The sequence below is a fragment of the Xylanibacter rodentium genome, from assembly GCF_013166575.1.
Lineage (GTDB): Bacteria > Bacteroidota > Bacteroidia > Bacteroidales > Bacteroidaceae > Prevotella > Prevotella rodentium.
Genome location: NZ_JABKKE010000010.1, coordinates 97,771 through 117,256, shown reverse-complemented (window position 1 = coordinate 117,256; position 19,486 = coordinate 97,771). Strand labels below are relative to the sequence as shown.

Genomic DNA, 19,486 nt, shown 5'->3' with positions numbered 1-19,486 from the left:
ATAAAAAGCGGTTACAGACCGTGTAAAATCTGCATGAAAGTTATGAAAGAGAAAAATACTATCAAGATAAAGCGTTATGAATCGCCGTGCGGCGTGCTGATGCTCGGGTCGTTCGGCGACAAACTATGCCTGTGCGACTGGCAGGTGGAGAAACACCGCGACCATGTGGACAGACGCTTGAAAAGAATATTGCGTGCCGAGTTCGAGGAGGGAACATCGGAAGTAATCGGGAAAGCGGAGCGGCAGCTCGACGAATTCTTTGCCGGACAGCGCAGGGAGTTCGACATGCCGCTGCTGTTCGTGGGTACGGATTTCCAGAAAACGGTGTGGAACGAATTGCTGAAAATCCCGTTCGGGCAGACGATTTCCTACGGCGAGATGGCACGAAGAATCGGCATGCCCAAAGCCGTGCGTGCGGTTGCCAGCGCCAACGGAGCCAATTCGATGTCTATTTTCGCGCCGTGCCACCGCGTCATCGGTAGCGACCGTTCGCTGACGGGTTACGGCGGCGGGCTGGATGCCAAACGGATGCTGTTGGAGCTGGAGGGCGTATTATAAATATGAAAGAGACACAGAACGAATTGAATTATAGCCGGATTGCCGAAGCCATCCGGTTCATACGGGATAACCGCAAGGAGCAGCCCTGTTTGGAGGCCGTAGCCGAAGCGGTGAATATGAGTCCGTTCCATTTTCAACGGATTTTCAAAGAATGGGCAGGGATTACGCCGAAGCATTTCCTGCAATATCTCAATGTCGAGTATGCCAAGCGTATCTTGCACGAGACGCACGCATCGCTTTTCGACACGGCGCAGGAGGTGGGTTTGTCCGGTACGGGACGACTGCACGACCTGTTTATCACTGTCGAGGGTATGACGCCCGGTGAGTACAAAAACGGCGGGGAGAATCTTTTTATCAATTACAGTTTCGCCGCGACGCCTTTCGGCGACATCCTTATCGCCTCTACTCCGAAAGGTATTTGCAGCATGGAGTTCGCCGACGACCGTATGGAGACGTTCGGCTCCCTGCAAAGATGGTTCCCCCGCGCACGGTTCCGGCAGACACTCGACAACATACAGCAGAATGCCTTATTCATTTTCACACAGGACTGGAGCCGACTGGGAGAGATAAAGCTGCATCTGAAAGGTACGGAGTTTCAGATGAAGGTGTGGGAGGCATTGCTTAAGATTCCGATGGGCGGAATGACCACTTACGGAGACATTGCCGCGAGCATTGACAATCCGCGTGCCTGCCGTGCGGTAGGTACGGCTGTGGGCGAGAATCCGGTAGCGTTCCTCATTCCGTGCCACCGCGTGATTCGCGCGACGGGAGAAATAGGCAACTATCATTGGGGTGAAATCCGCAAAACGGCCATCATCGGCTGGGAAGCGGCAAAACGGAAATATGAATAAAAGAAAACTGACACCATTCTGTCATTCTGCCTGTCGTTTCCTTTACATACTCCGTCCGTATATTCGTATCGCAGCTTTTCCTTTTCAATAACCAGATATTGACGTTTGCATACTCAGAGACCGCGTTACAGCATTCCCTTCGTGCTGGGCAGCTCGTAGTGATGGATGTCGCGGCGCACAGCCATCTTTATGCTGCGGGCCAAGGCCTTGAAGATACCCTCTATCTTATGGTGTTCGTTGGTGCCCTCGGCACGTATGTTGAGGTTCATGCGGGCGCTGTCGCTCAGGCTCTTGAAGAAGTGGAGGAACATTTCGGTGGGCATGTCGCCGATCTTTTCGCGGTGGAACTCGGCGTCCCATACCAGCCACGGGCGGCCGCCGAAGTCGAGAGCCACCGAGCAGAGACAGTCGTCCATGGGCAGCGAGTAGCCGTAGCGCTCGAAGCCTCGCTTGTCGCCCAATGCGCGTAGCAGACACTCGCCCAAAGCAATTGCGGTGTCCTCGATGGTGTGGTGCTCGTCTACGTGCAGATCGCCGCGGGTGCGTACCGTGAGGTCAATCATGCCGTGGCGGCCTATTTGTTCGAGCATGTGGTCGAAGAATCCCAGTCCGGTGCTGATGTCGCAGCGGCCGGCGCCGTCAAGATTGATGCTCACGCAGATGTCGGTCTCACCGGTGGTGCGTGTCACTTCGGCCGTGCGCTCTCCGGCAAAGAGAATCTCGGCAATCTTGTCCCATGTCATGCCGTCCTTGTCCAGTATCAGTGCCTTACAACCGATGTTTTCGGCAAACTTCCGGTCTGTTTCACGGTCGCCTATGACATAGCTTCCGGCGATGTCACAGTCAGGATTGACCATGTATTTTTCAACCATAGCCGTACCGGGCTTGCGCGTAGGAGCGTTGTCCTCGGGAAAATGATGGTCTATGAGAATGTCGTCGAATGTGATGCCTTCGCCTTCGAGTGTCTGTAAAATGAAGTTATGTACGGGCCAGAATGTGTCTTCGGGGAAAGATTCGGTACCGAGTCCGTCTTGATTTGACACCATGACAAATTCGAAGTCGAGCTTTGAGCGTATGAACGACAGGTTGCGGAATACGCCGCGTGTGAACTTCAGTTTGCCGAACGAGTCTATCTGCTCGTCTTCCGGCTCTTCTATCAAAGTGCCGTCACGGTCTATGAACAGTATTCTTTTTTTCATAAAGTCTGGTTTCTGTTGTCGGTTTTATATACGGTTTCCGCCATCTGTCTTCGTCCGTTCTCGTCTGTCTCTATGGCTCCATACAGATAGTACGTCACGAATACTATTGACATACGTACGTATGCCTTCATAAATCCGGCAATGAAGAACGTGCCTGCCGTAAGTGCGGTGATATAGTCGGGCATGCCGAGCGGATCGCCGTTGGCCATTCCGATATATGCTTGTATGTTTGCCATCGTGATGACAGATGCCGGCAACGCCGTGACGTGTTCTACCACGGTGATGATGATGGCGCAGACAAAGCCCACGCCAATAATCTTTCCTGTATACCGTCGCAGATATACCGTATATTCACGGGCAAGCAGAGGCCAGAAACGTGTGCCGGCATTTAGCACATATTTCATTGATATGGGTGCTAATGGCAGAAGAATTATGGCAACAATACATACGGATGTAAATGCCAGGGCGAGCGTCAGTACATGTGCCGACGGTTCTATGAGCATCATACTGAGACGAAACTTCCAAAAACACCCGAACGCCGTGGCGGGAACGATGACAATGGCAAGACACGACAGGACGGCTTTCAGTGTGCGCCATGCTGTATTCATATCGAATGTAAACCATCCTTTGGGTACTGGAATTGTATTGGTGGCACTATGGTGTACGAGCAATGATATTCCTCGTGAATAGAATGCTGTTTCAAACAAGCCTCCTGCAATCAGCATTATGATTATCGCAGCAAATGTAATTATCAGTTCTATTGCCGGCATGATGCTTTCCGACGGCCCATTGGTTGCAGGAACAAGACCGGTGAGAAGCGGCAGGCTTGTAAAAGACAATGTTCCCAATATGGCGCATGCAATTGAATATAACACTGCCGTGTGCCATGATGCTTTGAAGATACTTCTGAAGTTTTCGGTGTAAAGTTTGTAGCCCGACTTGATGATGTTGCCGGTGCTGCGACTTTTAAACAAAGTGTCTAAGGATGTTTTATTTCCCATAATTTTGTTATTATTCCATGTTCATTATTGCAAAGGTAGTGCTTTTTTCGTATCTTTGCGTCATAAAAAACTGAAATCATCATCAATATTAATACTTATTATGAAAATATTGAAATGGGGATTTATAGGTTGCGGAGAAGTGACCGAAAAGAAGAGCGGGCCGGCTTTCAGCGAAGTCGAAGGCTCGTCGGTGGTGGCCGTGATGAGCCGTAGCAGCGAGAAGGCACGTAGCTATGCCGAGCGTCACAGTATACCGCGATGGTATACCGATGCCCAACGGTTGATAGACGACACCGAGGTGAATGCCATATATATAGCCACTCCGCCTTCAAGCCATGCCACGTTTGCCATTATGGCCATGCGGGCCGGCAAGCCGGTGTATGTAGAGAAGCCTCTCGCAGCAAGTTATGAAGACTGTGTGCGTGTGAACAGGATAAGCGAGCAGACCGGTGTGCCGTGTTTTGTGGCATACTATCGCCGCTATCTTCCATATTTCCTTAAGGTGAAAGAGATTATCGACAGCGGTGTAATCGGCGAGATAATCAACGTACAGGTCCGTTTTGCCGTGCCTCCGCGCGATCTCGACTACCATAATTCGGGAAACTTGCCGTGGCGTGTACAGCCCGATATTGCCGGCGGAGGATATTTTTACGACTTGGCTCCCCATCAGCTCGACCTGCTGCAATACATGTTCGGAGTGATAACAGAGGCCAACGGCATCTGTGCCAACCGGGGACGTCTCTACGAGGCCGAGGATACTGTCAGTGCCTGTTTCAGGTTTGAAAGCGGGCTCCCCGGCAGCGGTTCGTGGTGTTTCGTGGCCTATGAATCGGCGCGTGAAGACCGTATAGAGGTTATCGGTGACAAGGGTCAGGTGAGTTTCTCTGTGTTCAACTACGATCCTATTTTGATTCATTCGGGCGGAGGCACGCAGAGTTTGCCCATACCCAATCCGTCTTATGTGCAATATCCGTTGATAAAAAATGTGGTGGAGCATTTGCAGGGCCTTGGAGTATGCACGTGTACGGCAGTGTCGGCCACGCCGGTGAATTGGGCTATGGACCGCATATTAGGTAAGTTCTGACAAAATATCGAGATGCCGATGGTGAGACTGTACCTTCTGTTGTTTGTTCTGATTGTGGCAGTAACGGTGGAGACCGGTGCCGAAACCGAAGGCAAACGCAAGGAATTGAGTTCCCTTAGGAAGACGGTAAGGGATTTCAGCTCGATAGACACCAACTATATAGAGCCGCAGCATTACAATTTTACAGTGATGGGACAGACTACGGCCACATATGAGATTTACACTCTGAAGAGCAGTACCGGGCAGACCGTAACACTGGCACCTGATGTTATAATGAAGGTCGGTCCGTTTTTCGGATGGCGTTGGTTTTTTCTTGGATATACCTTTGATCTGCGCAACATCAGTTTCGGCGGTAAGAAACAGAAACGTGAACTCGATTTCAGTATATACAGTTCCAAGATTGGTATCGATCTGTTCTATCGCCGTACAGGCAGCGATTATAAGATACGTGATGTCTGGATGGGCGATGATGTGGATGTCACACGTCTTGAGGGGGTTCCATTTGACGGTGTGAGTGTTGGGATATCAGGTTTTGACATATATTATATATTCAATCACAGGCGTTTCTCGTATCCGGCAGCATTCTCTCAGAGTACATGTCAGAAGAGAAGTTGCGGATCTGTAATAGCAGGAGTAGGGTATACGAAGAATTCCCTTGAATTGGATTACACCAAGTTGCAGAAAGCCGTGGAACGCAATTGCGAACCGAATACGGTGAAGATAGACAGCGGACTGATGTTCAACAGTGTTGACTATTATGATGTTAATGTGTCGTGTGGCTACGCCTATAATTGGGTTTTTGCCAAGAACTGGCTGTTCTGTGCCAGCGGAGCCGTGGCTTTTGCTTATAAGCATTCGGATGGCGATATGAACGAGAAGAAGGATTTTAACTTCAGTTTCGACAATGTCAATATCGATGGTATCGGACGTTTCGGGCTTGTTTACAACAATACACGATGGTATGCGGGAGCCAGTGCTATAATACGTTCGTATAATTACAGGAAATCCAGATTTTCCGCCAACAACACTTTTGGCAGTCTAAATGTTTATCTGGGATATAATTTCGGCAAAAAAAAACGTTATAAGAATAAATGAGCAGACGTATATTGGGTTTACTGATAATCATGGGGGCGCTTGCCATGGCGGTTACCGATGCCATGGCCGGTACGGCGGATAGTGACAACGTGCACTATTCACGGACAGACAGTATCATGATTTGCAGATTGTTGGCCGAGGCAGAGACTGTGCCCGATACGGAAAACATCCCGCTCTTTTTCGCAAGGAAGTTTTTGGGACGGCCCTATGTTGCCCATACTCTCGAAATATTCGACAAGGAGCATCTTGTCGTAAACACGTCTGAACTCGATTGCACAACACTGGTGGAGACGGTGGCGGCATTGACCTTGTGCGCATATAGACGCAAATACACTTTTGCAGATTATCTGGATGTGCTGAAAAGTCTGAGATATCGTGGCGGAATAATGTCCGATTATACCTCACGTCTGCATTATTTCAGTGATTGGATAGACGACAAACGGGCTATGGGGATAGTGACGGAGATATGTGAGCCTGTTCCTCCGTTCAGTGCAGTTCAGCGTCTTGACATACACTATATGGGCAGTCATACAGCGTCTTACAAGTCGTTGGCGGCTCATCCGGAGTTTGTCCCTGTCATAAAAAAGCAGGAATCTGCATTGACCGGACGCCGGTACAGATATATACCTAAAGATTGTGTCGGCAACAACGGGCTGATGAGAAAGGCCGTGGAGGACGGTGACATCATAGCAATAACATGCCGTAAGAAAGGTCTTGACATAGCCCATCTCGGTTATGCTGTCTGGCGGAATGACGGACTGCATCTGCTGAATGCCTCAATGATACATCATAAGGTGGTGGAGGAGCCGATGACACTGTACAGATACCTGCAGAAGCATCCGAGCCATACGGGAATAAGGATTGTGAGGATAAACAAATGTAACTAACAACAATATAAAATACAACGAATATGGAATTACCTGATTTTATGAGCTATGCCGGCAAATTTTCTGCCGGTGATTTTACAGAGAAGATTTCGCGTATTGCCAAAAGGGCAGGCGCAAAGTTGGTATATGCCGCGCTTATACTCTTTTATACATTGCAGAGTGATAAGGTTTCGGCCAAGGATAAGGCGATTATAATAGGTGCTTTGGGATATATGATAAGCCCGCTTGATGTTGTGCCCGATGCTGTGCCTATCGTCGGTCTGACTGACGATATGGCTGTCTTGCTGTATGTCTTGAAAAAGATTTGGGTCGATGTGGAACCTGAAATCAAGGAGAAGGCAAAGGAGAAGTTGGCAAAGTGGTTTGACGAAGACGAGATAAAAGAAATCGACGATCTCTTCTGACTTTCAATATATTATATGTCATCTGTCGCTTCCAATCCATGTCAGCTTTTTCCAAAGCCCCTCTAAAGGGCCGTGGGAATGGCTGCTCATCCACCAACGGCAGAATGTGATCTGAAGAGACAATACCGTTATACATAGCAGAAGGCTCCACGTGTCGCAAAGGTTGAGATGCAATCCCCAGTGATAGAACAGGAACGAACCTATGATGCTCTGTGTGATATAGTTGGTCAGACTCATTCTGCCGTAGGGCATGATATAGCGCATCGGCCGTGCCAGTCTTGTGGAATAGAATGCAAATAGAAGTCCTGTGACTATCATTGTCATGAAGCAAAACTTGTGCAAGGAATTGACAATGAGCATCATTGGTGTCATGAAACTTTTGGATGTGAACATTCCGGCAATGCCGGTAGTGTCAAGTGGCAGTGTCGATGCAAAGTCGGGTAGCAGTGTGCTGAGTCCGTATAGTGGCATGAACGCCAAAAGGGCAGCGGCAAACGTTTTTGCCCACATGCTTCTGTTGTGTGGAGTGTCGGCAAACCATTGTATACGTCCGGCAACGAGTCCGAGGATGAAAAGCGAGGCTGTCTGACAGAAGCGTCCTGCACCCCAGGCCCATGCCAGGCTGAATATCTGTCCGTCCCATAGGTTGGTCAATACGGTTTGGACGAAGTTGCCTTCAGACAGCATCTTCATTGAGTTGTTCCAATAAGGCTCGAAGTTGAATTCGAGTATAGTGGATTGGCTGTCTGTCAAAGCGGCATAGGCCATTTTGATCCAGTCAACCGGTTGTAACATCAGAACAGCCGCGATTATGAGCAACGTTTTGTTTTTCAGTCTGCACACCAAAGGCAGCACAAATCCCACAATGCTGTAAAGTACCAATACCTCACCACAGAAGAATGCGGCATTGAAACATCCGAAACCGAAAAGCAGCAACATGCGCCAACAAAAACGCAGGCGGAAGTCTTGGCCGCGTCGCAGTGCATTTTGCTCCATTATATAAAAGCTAAAACCGAAGAGCAACGCGAAGATGGCATAGGCTTTTCCTCCGACAACAAACCACAGGCAGTCCCATACCATACGGTCTGTGAGCTGGAGTAACGGTGATATAGGGTCTGATTGGTTATACAGGTTGAAATGTTCTATGCCGTGCAACATCAGAATCATTGCCACAGCAATGCCGCGGATAGCGTCGACAACTTCGATTCGGGAATGTTGGTTTGTTTTGTTCATGTCTTTTGACTACGTGTGGATATTGTCTGAAACAAAAAGAGACTAATTGAATTTTCAATCAGTCTCTTTTACTTTTGAGAGGTGCCTAGCAGATTCGAACTGCTGTAGACGGTTTTGCAGACCGTTGACTAAGCCACTCATCCAAGGCACCATTTCCTATTTGCGGTTGCAAAGTTAGGTATTATTTTTCATATCACCAAATTTTTCATGCTCTTTTTTGATTTTCTCTCCGCATTCCGAGTTCTTCTTATCGTCGTTTGCATGTCTTTATGGTATTTCGCGTGTGAAAAAGACGTTGCAATATGGCCCATATCGCATTGTGAAAGTGCCGCTTTGAGGATGTGAAAGTGGCACTTTGGGGATGCGAAAGTGGCACTTTGGGGATGTGAAAGTGGCACTTTGAGGATGCTAGGTGTGCGGTCAGTTATGTTTTGTCTCCGGACATTTTCTTCTTTTTCCGTTGTGTATGGAGCAACCGTCACACCCTTCACAATGAGGAGCGGGGCTGTTGAGCATTCTGTATATACGCCATCCGGCATAGATTATGGCACATGCTATTATGATATATACCGCTATTGCCTGCATGCGAAGTACTTTGTGTATTCTGATTCAAAATTAGGTGTGAAGATACCTTTACCGATATTTTCTGCAATCTCTTCCATGGTCCAAAATCGTCCGCCGTCCAGTTCGTCGGTGTCAGGGCTTATTGGACCGTCGTATATTGTCTTGTGAACATATACCAATTCTTTTTCCTTGTCGCTATTGAACACATAGTGGCCCAGCTCTTCGGGTGTGAAATCGGTGATGCCCAGTTCTTCGCCGACTTCGCGTTTAAGGGCTTGTCCGATACTTTCGCCTAAGTCAACATGACCTCCGGTAGACGTGTCCCATTTGTCTGGTTGTATGTCTTTCCATGCCGGCCTTTTCTGGAGGAATATTTCGCCTTTGCTGTTGAACAGGTGGAGATGTACCACAGGGTGGAGTATGTGTGAGCCGCTGTGGGCCTCTCCGCGGGTGACGGCTCCGATGATGTTTCCGGCTTCGTCTACAGCCGGTAAGTATTCGTTGTTGTTGTCCATGACTCTATGTTTTATTGTTTTTCAGTTTCTTCAGCAGGGCCTTGTTGATAGTCTGTATCCGTCTTCCTTGTTTTTCTATATCTTTACGCACATTGTTTATGTTGTAGTACAGTTCGGCAAAAGCGTTGAGGAAAAAGTTGGGTCTGCTGTCGGTTTCTATCACCTCAGGGTTGGTGATGATTCTTATTCCGCGTTCCTCTATATGTACGTCGATGTCAGTTCCGGTCATTATCGGCTCACCGTCATAGTGTATAGGGCCGGGTGTGTTGCGGTGTATATGGATGCGCTTAGCCTTGAATGTCTTTATTTTGGAGTTCTTGTCAAGTGTCTTGCTGAATATGTCAATGCTTATCTGTGGGGCGTCGAATGCGTTGAAAGGTTCCATTATTATTACGTCCATCAGCCCGTCGGTCATGGTGGCTTTGGGTGCTATATAGGCGTTGTTTCCATATTGCGAGGCATTGGCGCAGGCAATAAGAAAAGCCTTGTGTTTTTTTGTTCCGGTCTCGTCTTCCAGCTCGTATGTTTCCGGCTGGTAGTCCAGACCTTCTTTCAGAACATTTTCTATATATGTTATTGGTCCGCGTTTCTTTGAACTTGCAAACTTCTGGCTGATAAAAGCATCAAACCCCATGCCGCATGTACAGAAGAAAGGCAGCTCGTTGATGACGCCGTAATCGAATGTCTCTATGTTGTAGCGGTTTATGATGTCAATGGACTTCTTTATGTCTATAGGGATGGACAGGTGTCGAGCCAGACCGTTGCCCGATCCGCATGGTATTATGCCGAGTGCTGTCCGGGAGTGTACGAGTGAGCGTGCCACTTCATTCACTGTTCCGTCTCCTCCCACGGCCACTACTACGTCGATATTCTCATCTACGCATTGTCTGGCTATTTCCGAGGCGTGGCCGGCATATTCTGTGAATTTCACTTGATATTCGAACTTTGTTTTATCAAGTGTTTCGGCAATCATGTCCGGTATGTCGTTTTTCCCATGATTGCCTGATTTAGGATTCAGTATGAATGTTATGTTGTTTTTTGCGTCCATCTTATTTGCAAAAATACAATTTTAACTCATAATAATGTTTGCATCACGCATAAAAAAGTATAAAAGTGACGATTATTTAAAAAAAAGTATATAATTTGATAAAAAATGTGTACCTTTGCAGCCTGTATAACGTAGTAGTATATCTACACCTAATTATTATAAAAGTGGGACAATTACAAGAAAGATACAAAAGCTATCGTGAGCCTCAGAAGTTTATGGAGGCTGGCGTGTATCCCTATTTTCGTGCTATAACGAGCAAACAGGGTACAGAAGTAGAGATGGCGGGACAGAAAGTTTTGATGTTCGGTTCCAACGCATACACAGGATTGACGGGTGATGAGCGCATTATCAATGCTGCAAAAGAAGCCTTGGACAAGTATGGTTCGGGTTGTGCGGGAAGCCGTTTCCTCAATGGTACGTTGGATTTGCATGTTCAGTTGGAGAAAGAGCTTGCGGAATTTGAGGGCAAGGAGGATTGTCTTTGTTTCTCGACAGGATTCTCCGTAAATGCGGGAGTGCTTGCCGTTGTGGTTGGTCGTGGTGACTATATTATTTGTGATGATCGTGACCATGCAAGTATTGTAGACGGACGTCGTCTCTCGTTTGCAAAGCAGTTGCATTATAAACATAATGATATGGAAGATCTTGAGAATATTCTCAAGACACTTCCCAAGGAGGCTGTAAAGCTGATTGTCGTGGATGGTGTGTTCTCGATGGAGGGTGATCTCTGCAAGTTGCCGGAGATTGTGGAACTGAAGCATAAGTATAACTGCTCCATCATGGTGGACGAGGCTCACGGTGTGGGTGTGTTCGGACGTGAGGGCAGGGGTGTCTGCGACCATTTCGGACTTACCGACGAGGTTGATCTGATTATGGGAACATTCTCCAAATCGCTCGCAAGTATAGGCGGATTCATCGCAGGTGATGCAGATACAATCAATTTCATACGTCACACATGCCGCACGTACATATTCAGTGCGTCTGACACTCCTGCCGCAACGGCAGCCGCAATGGAGGCTCTGCACATTCTGAAGAGCGAACCTGAGCGTTTGGAGGCATTGTGGAAGGTGACCAAATATGCGTTGCGCCGTTTCCGTGAAGAGGGTTTTGAGATAGGAGACACTGAAAGTCCCATCATCCCGCTGTATGTTCACGATATTGACAAGACATTCCTTGTCACGAAGATGGCTTTTGATGCCGGTGTGTTTATCAACCCGGTAATTCCTCCGGCATGTGCACCTCAGGATACGCTCGTGCGCTTTGCTCTTATGGCGAGTCATACGGAGGAGCAGGTGGAACGAGGTGTGCAGGCTCTTACAAAGATATTCAAGGAGCTGGAAATAATAAAATAGTGATGAGAAAATTTGCAAGACTCGGAAAAAATAGCTACCTTTGCAACCGCAAAACAGGGAAATCTTTTCTGAGTTTTTGCAGCGGGGTGTAGCGCAGCCCGGTAGCGCTCCTGGTTTGGGACCAGGCGGCCGCAGGTTCGAATCCTGTCGCCCCGACAAAAGAATCCTCATGTGGGGATTCTTTTTTTGTTGGACTCGATTTTATGTATCGCAATTAAATTCAGTAATTCTCTTAATTTATAATGGAGAGTTGTTGATTACAATTTGCTTTTTCTATAGGTTGTAAGGTTTTTGAAATGTCTCTGCGTGGGAATGTGAAAGAGTGGAGACTATAAAGTATCAAACTGATTGTTGTGACAATCCGACGTTATCTGAATTCCAATTGTCTGTATCCTACGAGTCTCCATGTCCGTCCACCGGTCTCTTTATAGTAAACGTATGCCTGATACCGGTTTTCTGTCTGATGGAAATTCCCTTCTGTCGGTGATACGGAAATAGTGCCTTTGTCGTCCAGAAGTGCATATTGATATGAATAGTATCCTTGTTTCTGCATTACTGTGGCATGGTACATACCGTCTGTATCATTGTACGTCATTATGTAGTTTTCCAAGTCATCGTCAGTGGTCCAGTTTCCTCTGATTATTATTCTGCCGTGTGATATTTTCGGTGACTTCAATCTGTAATGCACATTTACATATTCGCTGATATAATCATTTTCAATGTTGTCGCTGTTGCGTATATAGAAGGCACCGTTGGCGTCTTCATCGTACAGATAGTTTTTGCGTGGCTCATCTATGAATGGATATGCATTATAGTTGTGTCCGTCCCATGTGATGCGATCTATGCCCATGGTGGGGTGGGTCACGTCAAGCACTTCAAACTTTCTGTATTCATTGCCGGCATTGAAGATAAGTTCTTTGTTGTGTCTCCATTCCAATCCTTTGCTGCTGATAAGGTTAGGACTGACGTCTTTGCGGGTGTTGTCACTTCTGTTGTTTTGCATAATGATTGTGCTTATTTGTTCCCTGTGGTTGGTCACCTTCAGTGGCCCATAACCCACGGTCAAGGTAATCTGTTGGTGGGATTTGTTGGTGTCGATGTCTGTATTTGCTGTGCATGACATACCTACTGCCATCAGCGGCTCTACAATCATAAATTCTATTGAAGCCGCTCTCTCGTTGTTCTCGTCAAAGATGGTCAGTCTGTAGTTGCCGCTCATTTTCAAACTGCATTTGTCATTGGGAAGCTGTAGGGTATAGTGGGTGTACAGTACGGTTGTGTTCAGTGAGTTTTGATAGTTTTCTATAGGATTGTCGTTGAATCCGTTGAGAAAGTCACTTTCAAAAATCTCTTGCGATACGGTCCAGTCATTTTCGCAATGCTCGATGCGGTAAGTGAAGCGATGGTACTCGTGAGACAGTTCGTCAAAGCCGATGTCAAGCACGTCGTCGCTGTTTAATATCATTACCGGCGGAGACAACCAGTCGTTGTTGACTACTGCTTGCAGCGTTTTTATCTGTCGGTTGTATACCGTTTGGCGCATGGCATTAATCTGATGTGCGGTTTGTGTTATGAGGCATATCATCGTGAAGATATACCTTGATATATATAATGCTTTTTTCATTGTTGCGTTTTTATTATATCAACGCATTGGCTTTGTGTTTATTGCATATGTTTTGCACATATATGGCGTACTAGCCGGGGTGATATCTATTGATATGTGCAGAATGGCATATAATAAAAATAACTCCTGCATCCCCGTGAGGGAATACAGGAGTCTTCTTGGTAAATTCTAAAACACTTACGTCTCTCGACGTTTTTGGTCTTTATTTCTTGTTCAGAGCCATGTCTATTGTCACTGCAACTGCAACGGTAGCGCCTACCATCGGGTTGTTGCCCATGCCGAGGAAGCCCATCATTTCAACGTGAGCCGGTACGGAAGAAGAACCTGCAAACTGTGCGTCACTGTGCATACGGCCCAATGTGTCGGTCATACCGTACGAAGCGGGACCGGCAGCCATGTTGTCCGGATGCAGCGTACGACCGGTACCGCCACCAGAAGCTACAGAGAAGTATGGTTTGCCGGCGAGTACACGCTCTTTCTTGTATGTTCCTGCAACGGGGTGTTGGAAGCGTGTCGGGTTGGTAGAGTTACCGGTGATGGACACATCTACATCCTCCAGCCAGTTGATGGCAACACCCTCACGCACATCATCAGCACCATAGCAGTTGACCTTTGCGCGCGGGCCGTCAGAATAGGCTATACGATTAACCACATCAACCTTACCTGTATAATAGTCGAACTTGGTCTGTACATATGTGAAACCGTTGATACGGCTGATAATCATGGCAGCGTCTTTACCCAGACCATTAAGGATACAACGGAGAGGATTTTTACGTACCTTATTTGCCATCTCTGCAATCTTGATGGCTCCTTCAGCAGCGGCGAAACTCTCGTGACCGGCGAGGAATGCGAAGCACTGTGTCTCCTCGCGGAGCAGACGGGCCGCCAAATTACCGTGACCGATACCAACCTTGCGGTCGTCGGCTACGGAACCGGGAATGCAGAAACTCTGCAGGCCGAGGCCGATAGCCTCTGCTGCGTCAGCTGCGCTCTTTACACCTTTCTTGATAGCGATTGCCGCACCGCAGACGTATGCCCACTTTGCGTTCTCGAAGCAGATGCGCTGTGTATCCTCGCAAATCTGATATGGATCGATGCCTGCCTCTTCGCAAATTTGGTTAGCCTCTTCGATATCTTTGATACCATTCTCATTGAGCGTAGCGATAACCTGTTTGATACGACGCTCCTGGCTCTCAAAACTTACTTTTCTTATCATTAGTCGGTCCTCCTCTTATTCTTTACGTGGGTCAATAGTCTTAACAATTCCCTGCTCGGCAGTAGTGCGGCCGTAAGAACCAGTGAACTTCTTCACAGCTTCGTTGGCATCCATACCGGCCTTGATGGCTTCCATCATTTTGCCGAGATGTACGTACTCATAACCGCATACCTGATTGTCCTTGTCGAGGAACATCTTGGTGATGTAGCCTTCGGTAAGCTCCAGATAGCGTGTACCTTTGGCAACGGTACCGTAGAGAGTGCCTGTCTGACTGCGCAGACCTTTGCCCAAGTCCTCAAGACCGGCTCCGATAACGAGACCGTCCTCAGAGAAAGCGCTCTGTGAGCGTCCGTAAACAATCTGAAGGAACAACTCACGCATGGCGGTATTAATAGCGTCGCAAACCAGATCGGTGTTGAGAGCCTCGAGGATCGTCTTGCCAGGCAGAATCTCAGAAGCCATTGCGGCTGAGTGGGTCATACCGGTACAGCCGATGGTCTCAACGAGACATTCCTGAATGATTCCTTCCTTGATGTTCAGGGAGAGTTTGCAAGCGCCCTGCTGGGGTGCACACCAACCCACACCGTGGGTATAACCGGAGATGTCCTTTATTTCCTTTGCCTGAATCCATTTGCCTTCTTCAGGAATGGGGGCGGGTCCGTGATTCGGGCCTTTGGCAACAACACACATGTTGTTGACTTCGTTAGAATAAGTCATATTCTTTTCAGTTTTATAAAAATGAATAATTTAATCTTATTTTTGTAACTGCAAAATTAATAAAACTATTGGAATAATACTCATTGTCGGGTATTCTTTTTAACTCTTTAACTACATTTTGTAACCAGCACTGATAAATAGCCGGTAAATGTATGAGAGTTGATAACCGGAAATGGCAAATTTTCTTTATGTGAATTTAAATGATGATGATTTAGAGCATTCACTGCGACCGGAGACGTCGTCCGCCAACAGCTGGGAGTTGATATAATGTCTGCTGATAAAGATTTCTAATATAAATATTTGCATGTACCAAAATAAGTACTTATATTTGCATAACATAAAAGATGTCGTCAGACTAATTTGATATATGAAAGAAGTAATAGTAAGAGATGCAGACTTGCGTCTTGCGGCAGAAGACATGGACGCTTTTCTGAAAGTGTTCAAAGACGGTATATACGCTGCTATAGATGGTGAACTTACAGCTGAGACAATGTCAGAGCTTAATGCTGAACAGATAACTTTGCTTGCCTACTGCATATTGCATGAAGAAGTTATGGATGGAGGGTTCATACAGTTGATACACAACGGATATGGAGGATTTATCTTTCTCAACCCGTTTGCAAAGGTGTTGCGGCAATGGGGGATGAGGGAACTTTCGAAATTGATATACGATGCACATACACTATATATAAAGTATCGTGAGGAGATAGAGCGAGAATGTTCCGATGAGGAATTCATGGAAATGTTTGAACGTTTTCCGGAGTTTGACGATATGGACGACAAGTTTGTGGAGAATGAAGAGGAATATACGTCTCAGATAGCATGTTATGTTGACGAACATATTGACAGATTTGCAAAGATTGAACAATGAATAAGGAAGAGGAACTGATACGCAAGAAAAGCCCTGTAAACATACGTAACAAGAAAGCATCGTTTGAGTATTTCTTTATCGAGACATACACTGCCGGCATCGTGCTTACAGGCACTGAAATAAAGTCTATCCGACTTGGTAAGGCAAGTTTGGTGGATACTTTCTGTTTTATACACAATGGTGAAATATGGGTTAAGGGAATGAATGTCAGCCCTTATTTTTACGGCTCATACAATAATCATGAACTGAAGCGCGACCGTAAGCTGCTTCTAAACCGCAAGGAAATACAGAAATTGCAGAGCGCAACGAAGCAGACGGGATATACCATCGTGCCACTGCTCGTGTTCATCGACCAAAACGGTCGTGCCAAGATGGATATTGCCTTATGTAAAGGTAAAAAGGATTTTGACAAGCGGCAAACACTGAAAGAGAAAGAAGACAGGCGTGAGATGGACCGTGCCATGAAGCATTATTGAACAATAGATGAGCAGACTTAATGATATCGTAAAGAATCGCATCCTTGTGCTTGACGGAGGCATGGGAACTATGATTCAACAATATAGCTTGACAGAAGAAGACTTCCGGGGTAACTGTTTCGGTGAAGTGGATGGATTGATGAAAGGCAATAACGATGTGCTAAACATTACGCGTCCCGATGTTATCGAAGACATACATCGTAAATATCTTGCTGTAGGTGCTGATATAATTACCACCAACACATTCAACAGCCAGCGCATATCCGAATCGGATTATCATATGGAGGCGTATTGTCGGGATATGGCTTTGGAGGGGGCGAGGATTGCGCGTCGTGTAGCCGATGCCTATTCTACAGCGGAGTGGCCGCGATTCGTAGCAGGTTCCGTAGGACCGACCAACAAAACATGTTCCATGAGTCCGGATGTGAGCAATCCTGCTGCCCGTGATATTACTTATGATAGTCTTTATGATGCTTATTTGGAACAGATCGATGCTCTGATAGAGGGTGGTGTGGATGCACTGCTTATAGAGACAATCTTTGATACTCTCAATTCGAAGGCCGCTGTAGATGCCGCCATGACGGCTATGCACAGTCGTGGTGTGGAACTGCCGTTAATGTTGTCTGTAACGGTGAGCGATCTTGCAGGGCGGACCTTGAGCGGACAGTCTCTCTCTGCTTATTTGGCAAGTGTGAGTACGTATCCAATATTCTCCATCGGACTAAATTGTTCGTTTGGAGCTCGCCAGATGCTGCCTTTCTTGAAAGAACTTGCAGCCCAGGCACCTTATTATATAAGTGCATATCCTAATGCCGGACTGCCAAACAGTCTCGGTCTGTATGACGAGACACCTGATACAATGGCACCGCAGATAGCCGAGTTTATCGATACCGGACTGGTGAACATCGTAGGTGGCTGTTGTGGTACTACAGAGAAGTTCATAGAGCGCTATGTGGCATTGGTGCGTGGCAGGGCACCTCATAATCCGGCACCTCGCCCGCAGACTATGTGGCTTAGTGGGCTTGACTTGCTCAATGTTACTCCTGAAGTGCGTTTTGTCAATGTCGGTGAACGTTGTAATGTGGCCGGTTCGCGTAAATTTCTGCGACTTATAAAGGAAAAAAAATATGAAGAGGCTGTCAGTATTGCCCGTAAGCAAGTGGCCGACGGTGCTCTTGTCATAGATATAAACATGGACGACGCACTGCTCGACGCGAAGACAGAGATGTGTACATTTCTGAACATGATTGCGGCAGAACCGGATATCGCCCGTGTTCCGGTGATGATTGATTCTTCAAAATGGGATGTGATTACATCGGGTTTGAAATGTGTGCAGGGCAAATGCATAGTCAATTCCATATCGCTCAAGGAGGGTGAGGAGGTGTTTGTCAGCCATGCTCGTGATGTGATGCGTTATGGCGCGGCGGTTGTGGTGATGTGTTTCGACGAGCAGGGACAGGCTACGAGTTATGAACGGCGTATAGCGATTGCCGCCCGTGCATATAGGATTCTTACGGAGAGGGTGGGGATGAATCCCTTGGACATAGTGTTTGATCCTAATGTGTTGGCCATAGCTACAGGTATGGAGGAACATGACAGTTACGCTGCAGATTTTATCCGTGCAACGGGGTGGATTCGTAAGAATTTGCCGGGAGCGCACGTGAGTGGTGGAGTGAGCAATCTTTCGTTTTCTTTTCGTGGCAATAGCTATATACGTGAGGCCATGCATGCTGTTTTTCTTTATCACGCTATGCGTGAAGGAATGGACTTTGGTATCGTAAATCCTGCAACTACAGTGATTTACGATGATATTCCGCAAGCAGAACTTGATGTGATTGAGGATGTTGTACTTAACCGTTGTGCCGGTGCTTCCGAGCGACTTATAGGGTTAGCGGAACGAATAAAGGAAGAACAGAATGCATCTAAGGCATGTATTGACGGATGTTGTAGTGTTGCAAAAAGTGTGGGCAAAGCGGAAGAGTGGCGTAGAGATTCGGTGAAAGAACGGTTGACTTATGCTCTTGTAAAGGGTATTGTTGATTTTCTGGAGGAAGATATCAATGAGGCTCTACGACTATATCCTCGGGCTGTCGGAATAATAGAAGGCCCGTTGATGTCCGGAATGAACAGGGTAGGAGAATTGTTCGGTTGCGGTAAAATGTTTCTGCCTCAGGTCGTTAAGTCTGCCCGAACAATGAAACAGGCTGTGGGTATACTCCGCCCGCATATAGAGGCTGAGGATACTGGATGTGGTACAAAAGCAGGAAAGATTCTGCTTGCGACAGTTAAGGGCGATGTTCACGATATCGGGAAAAACATTGTGAGTGTGGTGATGGCCTGCAATAATTATGAGGTGATAGACATGGGAGTGATGGTTCCGGCAGAGCATATTGTGCGTAAGGCCCGGGAAGAGAATGTTGATATAATCGGGTTGAGCGGACTGATAACGCCAAGCCTTGAAGAAATGGTAAATGTGGCTAAGGAGCTGGCGCGTGCAGGACTTGACATTCCGATAATGATAGGTGGAGCGACCACCAGTGAAGTACATGTCGCTCTTAGGATAGCCCCTGTGTATGGTGGTCTTGTGGTATGGGTGAAAGATGCTTCACAGAATGCTCTTATGGCGGCAAGGCTTTTAAGCGGTAACGGTAGGGCAATGCTGAAGTATGAGCTTGACGACAGGTATCGTCGTCTTCGCGAAGATTATGACAAGGAGAGAGTGAGTATAGTCTCGCTTGATGAGGCAAGAAAGAACAAACTGGAGTTGTGGTGAGCAATTGTTTATTGTAAA

The 19,486-nt window shown here is 47.0% G+C and carries 18 protein-coding genes and 2 tRNA genes; 11 read left to right on the top strand and 9 right to left on the bottom strand.

The genetic code is table 11. From position 1 onward, the window contains the following. The first annotated feature begins 42 nt into the window (after window positions 1-42). Together HPS55_RS07565 and HPS55_RS07560 are read left to right on the top strand one after the other, a co-directional pair. On the top strand, window positions 43-558 hold the full coding sequence (locus tag HPS55_RS07565) for a methylated-DNA--[protein]-cysteine S-methyltransferase (protein WP_253945805.1): 516 nt from the start codon (window positions 43-45) through the stop codon (window positions 556-558). Between the two features lie 2 nt (window positions 559-560). Beyond that, complete coding sequence (locus HPS55_RS07560) at window positions 561-1,409, top strand: methylated-DNA--[protein]-cysteine S-methyltransferase (RefSeq protein WP_172175447.1); 849 nt, start codon at window positions 561-563, stop codon at window positions 1,407-1,409. Window positions 1,410-1,534: 125 nt separating this feature from the next. Here the strand turns inward: HPS55_RS07560 and hisB are convergent, their stop codons facing one another. Both hisB and HPS55_RS07550 read right to left on the bottom strand, forming a co-directional pair. After that, complete coding sequence (hisB, locus tag HPS55_RS07555) at window positions 1,535-2,608, bottom strand: bifunctional histidinol-phosphatase/imidazoleglycerol-phosphate dehydratase HisB (RefSeq protein ID WP_172175449.1); 1,074 nt, start codon at window positions 2,606-2,608, stop codon at window positions 1,535-1,537. Next, entirely contained in the window at window positions 2,605-3,609 is a 1,005-nt protein-coding gene (locus HPS55_RS07550) for a hypothetical protein (RefSeq protein ID WP_172175451.1), read from the bottom strand. The genes hisB and HPS55_RS07550 overlap by 4 nt, the downstream gene beginning before the upstream one ends. 100 nt (window positions 3,610-3,709) lie before the next feature. On the opposite strand from HPS55_RS07550, the gene HPS55_RS07545 reads away from it, so the two are divergent. From HPS55_RS07545 to HPS55_RS07530, 4 genes are read left to right on the top strand one after another with little or no spacing between them, the layout of a single operon-like run. Beyond that, complete coding sequence (locus HPS55_RS07545; protein WP_172175453.1) at window positions 3,710-4,693, top strand: Gfo/Idh/MocA family protein; 984 nt, start codon at window positions 3,710-3,712, stop codon at window positions 4,691-4,693. An 18-nt stretch (window positions 4,694-4,711) separates the two neighbouring features. Next, window positions 4,712-5,788 (top strand): DUF4421 domain-containing protein, encoded by a 1,077-nt coding sequence (locus HPS55_RS07540; protein WP_172175455.1) that lies wholly within the window; start codon window positions 4,712-4,714, stop codon window positions 5,786-5,788. Continuing rightward, complete coding sequence (locus HPS55_RS07535; protein WP_172175457.1) at window positions 5,785-6,675, top strand: N-acetylmuramoyl-L-alanine amidase-like domain-containing protein; 891 nt, start codon at window positions 5,785-5,787, stop codon at window positions 6,673-6,675. The genes HPS55_RS07540 and HPS55_RS07535 overlap by 4 nt, the downstream gene beginning before the upstream one ends. Window positions 6,676-6,698: 23 nt before the next feature. Next, window positions 6,699-7,079, top strand: a complete 381-nt coding sequence (locus tag HPS55_RS07530; RefSeq protein ID WP_172175459.1) for a YkvA family protein — start codon at window positions 6,699-6,701, stop codon at window positions 7,077-7,079. An 18-nt stretch (window positions 7,080-7,097) separates the two neighbouring features. Here HPS55_RS07530 and HPS55_RS07525 read toward each other — a convergent pair whose 3' ends face one another. The 4 genes from HPS55_RS07525 to HPS55_RS07510 form a co-directional block, all read right to left on the bottom strand. Next, window positions 7,098-8,312 carry a DUF418 domain-containing protein gene (locus HPS55_RS07525; protein ID WP_172175461.1) on the bottom strand — a complete coding sequence of 405 codons (1,215 nt, stop codon included), beginning with the start codon at window positions 8,310-8,312 and terminating at the stop codon, window positions 7,098-7,100. A gap of 79 nt (window positions 8,313-8,391) precedes the next feature. Continuing rightward, window positions 8,392-8,463 (bottom strand) — tRNA-Cys (locus tag HPS55_RS07520). Between the two features lie 421 nt (window positions 8,464-8,884). Next, window positions 8,885-9,391, bottom strand: a complete 507-nt coding sequence (locus tag HPS55_RS07515; protein WP_172175463.1) for an NUDIX hydrolase — start codon at window positions 9,389-9,391, stop codon at window positions 8,885-8,887. A gap of 4 nt (window positions 9,392-9,395) precedes the next feature. Beyond that, window positions 9,396-10,439 carry a diacylglycerol/lipid kinase family protein gene (locus HPS55_RS07510; RefSeq protein WP_172175465.1) on the bottom strand — a complete coding sequence of 348 codons (1,044 nt, stop codon included), beginning with the start codon at window positions 10,437-10,439 and terminating at the stop codon, window positions 9,396-9,398. A gap of 164 nt (window positions 10,440-10,603) precedes the next feature. Between HPS55_RS07510 and spt the strand changes: the two genes are divergently transcribed. After that, on the top strand, window positions 10,604-11,791 hold the full coding sequence (gene spt, locus HPS55_RS07505) for a serine palmitoyltransferase (protein ID WP_172175467.1): 1,188 nt from the start codon (window positions 10,604-10,606) through the stop codon (window positions 11,789-11,791). A gap of 82 nt (window positions 11,792-11,873) precedes the next feature. Continuing rightward, a tRNA-Pro gene (locus HPS55_RS07500) sits at window positions 11,874-11,947 on the top strand. A 211-nt stretch (window positions 11,948-12,158) separates the two neighbouring features. Here HPS55_RS07500 and HPS55_RS07495 read toward each other — a convergent pair. The 3 genes from HPS55_RS07495 to HPS55_RS07485 all read right to left on the bottom strand — a co-directional run bounded on the left by HPS55_RS07495 (window position 12,159) and on the right by HPS55_RS07485 (window position 15,348). Then, window positions 12,159-13,415 carry a type IX secretion system plug protein gene (locus HPS55_RS07495; protein ID WP_172175469.1) on the bottom strand — a complete coding sequence of 419 codons (1,257 nt, stop codon included), beginning with the start codon at window positions 13,413-13,415 and terminating at the stop codon, window positions 12,159-12,161. 202 nt (window positions 13,416-13,617) lie between these two features. Beyond that, window positions 13,618-14,631 (bottom strand): GGGtGRT protein, encoded by a 1,014-nt coding sequence (locus HPS55_RS07490; protein WP_172175471.1) that lies wholly within the window; start codon window positions 14,629-14,631, stop codon window positions 13,618-13,620. Between the two features lie 15 nt (window positions 14,632-14,646). Further along, window positions 14,647-15,348 carry an iron-sulfur cluster assembly scaffold protein gene (locus HPS55_RS07485; protein ID WP_172175473.1) on the bottom strand — a complete coding sequence of 234 codons (702 nt, stop codon included), beginning with the start codon at window positions 15,346-15,348 and terminating at the stop codon, window positions 14,647-14,649. A gap of 367 nt (window positions 15,349-15,715) precedes the next feature. Between HPS55_RS07485 and HPS55_RS07480 the strand changes: the two genes are divergently transcribed. From HPS55_RS07480 to metH, 3 genes are read left to right on the top strand one after another with little or no spacing between them, the layout of a single operon-like run. Continuing rightward, entirely contained in the window at window positions 15,716-16,219 is a 504-nt protein-coding gene (locus HPS55_RS07480; protein ID WP_172175475.1) for a DMP19 family protein, read from the top strand. After that, on the top strand, window positions 16,216-16,695 hold the full coding sequence (smpB, locus tag HPS55_RS07475; protein WP_172175477.1) for an SsrA-binding protein SmpB: 480 nt from the start codon (window positions 16,216-16,218) through the stop codon (window positions 16,693-16,695). The genes HPS55_RS07480 and smpB overlap by 4 nt, the downstream gene beginning before the upstream one ends. Window positions 16,696-16,702: 7 nt before the next feature. Next, complete coding sequence (gene metH / locus HPS55_RS07470; RefSeq protein WP_172175479.1) at window positions 16,703-19,468, top strand: methionine synthase; 2,766 nt, start codon at window positions 16,703-16,705, stop codon at window positions 19,466-19,468. The last annotated feature ends 18 nt before the right edge of the window (window positions 19,469-19,486 follow it).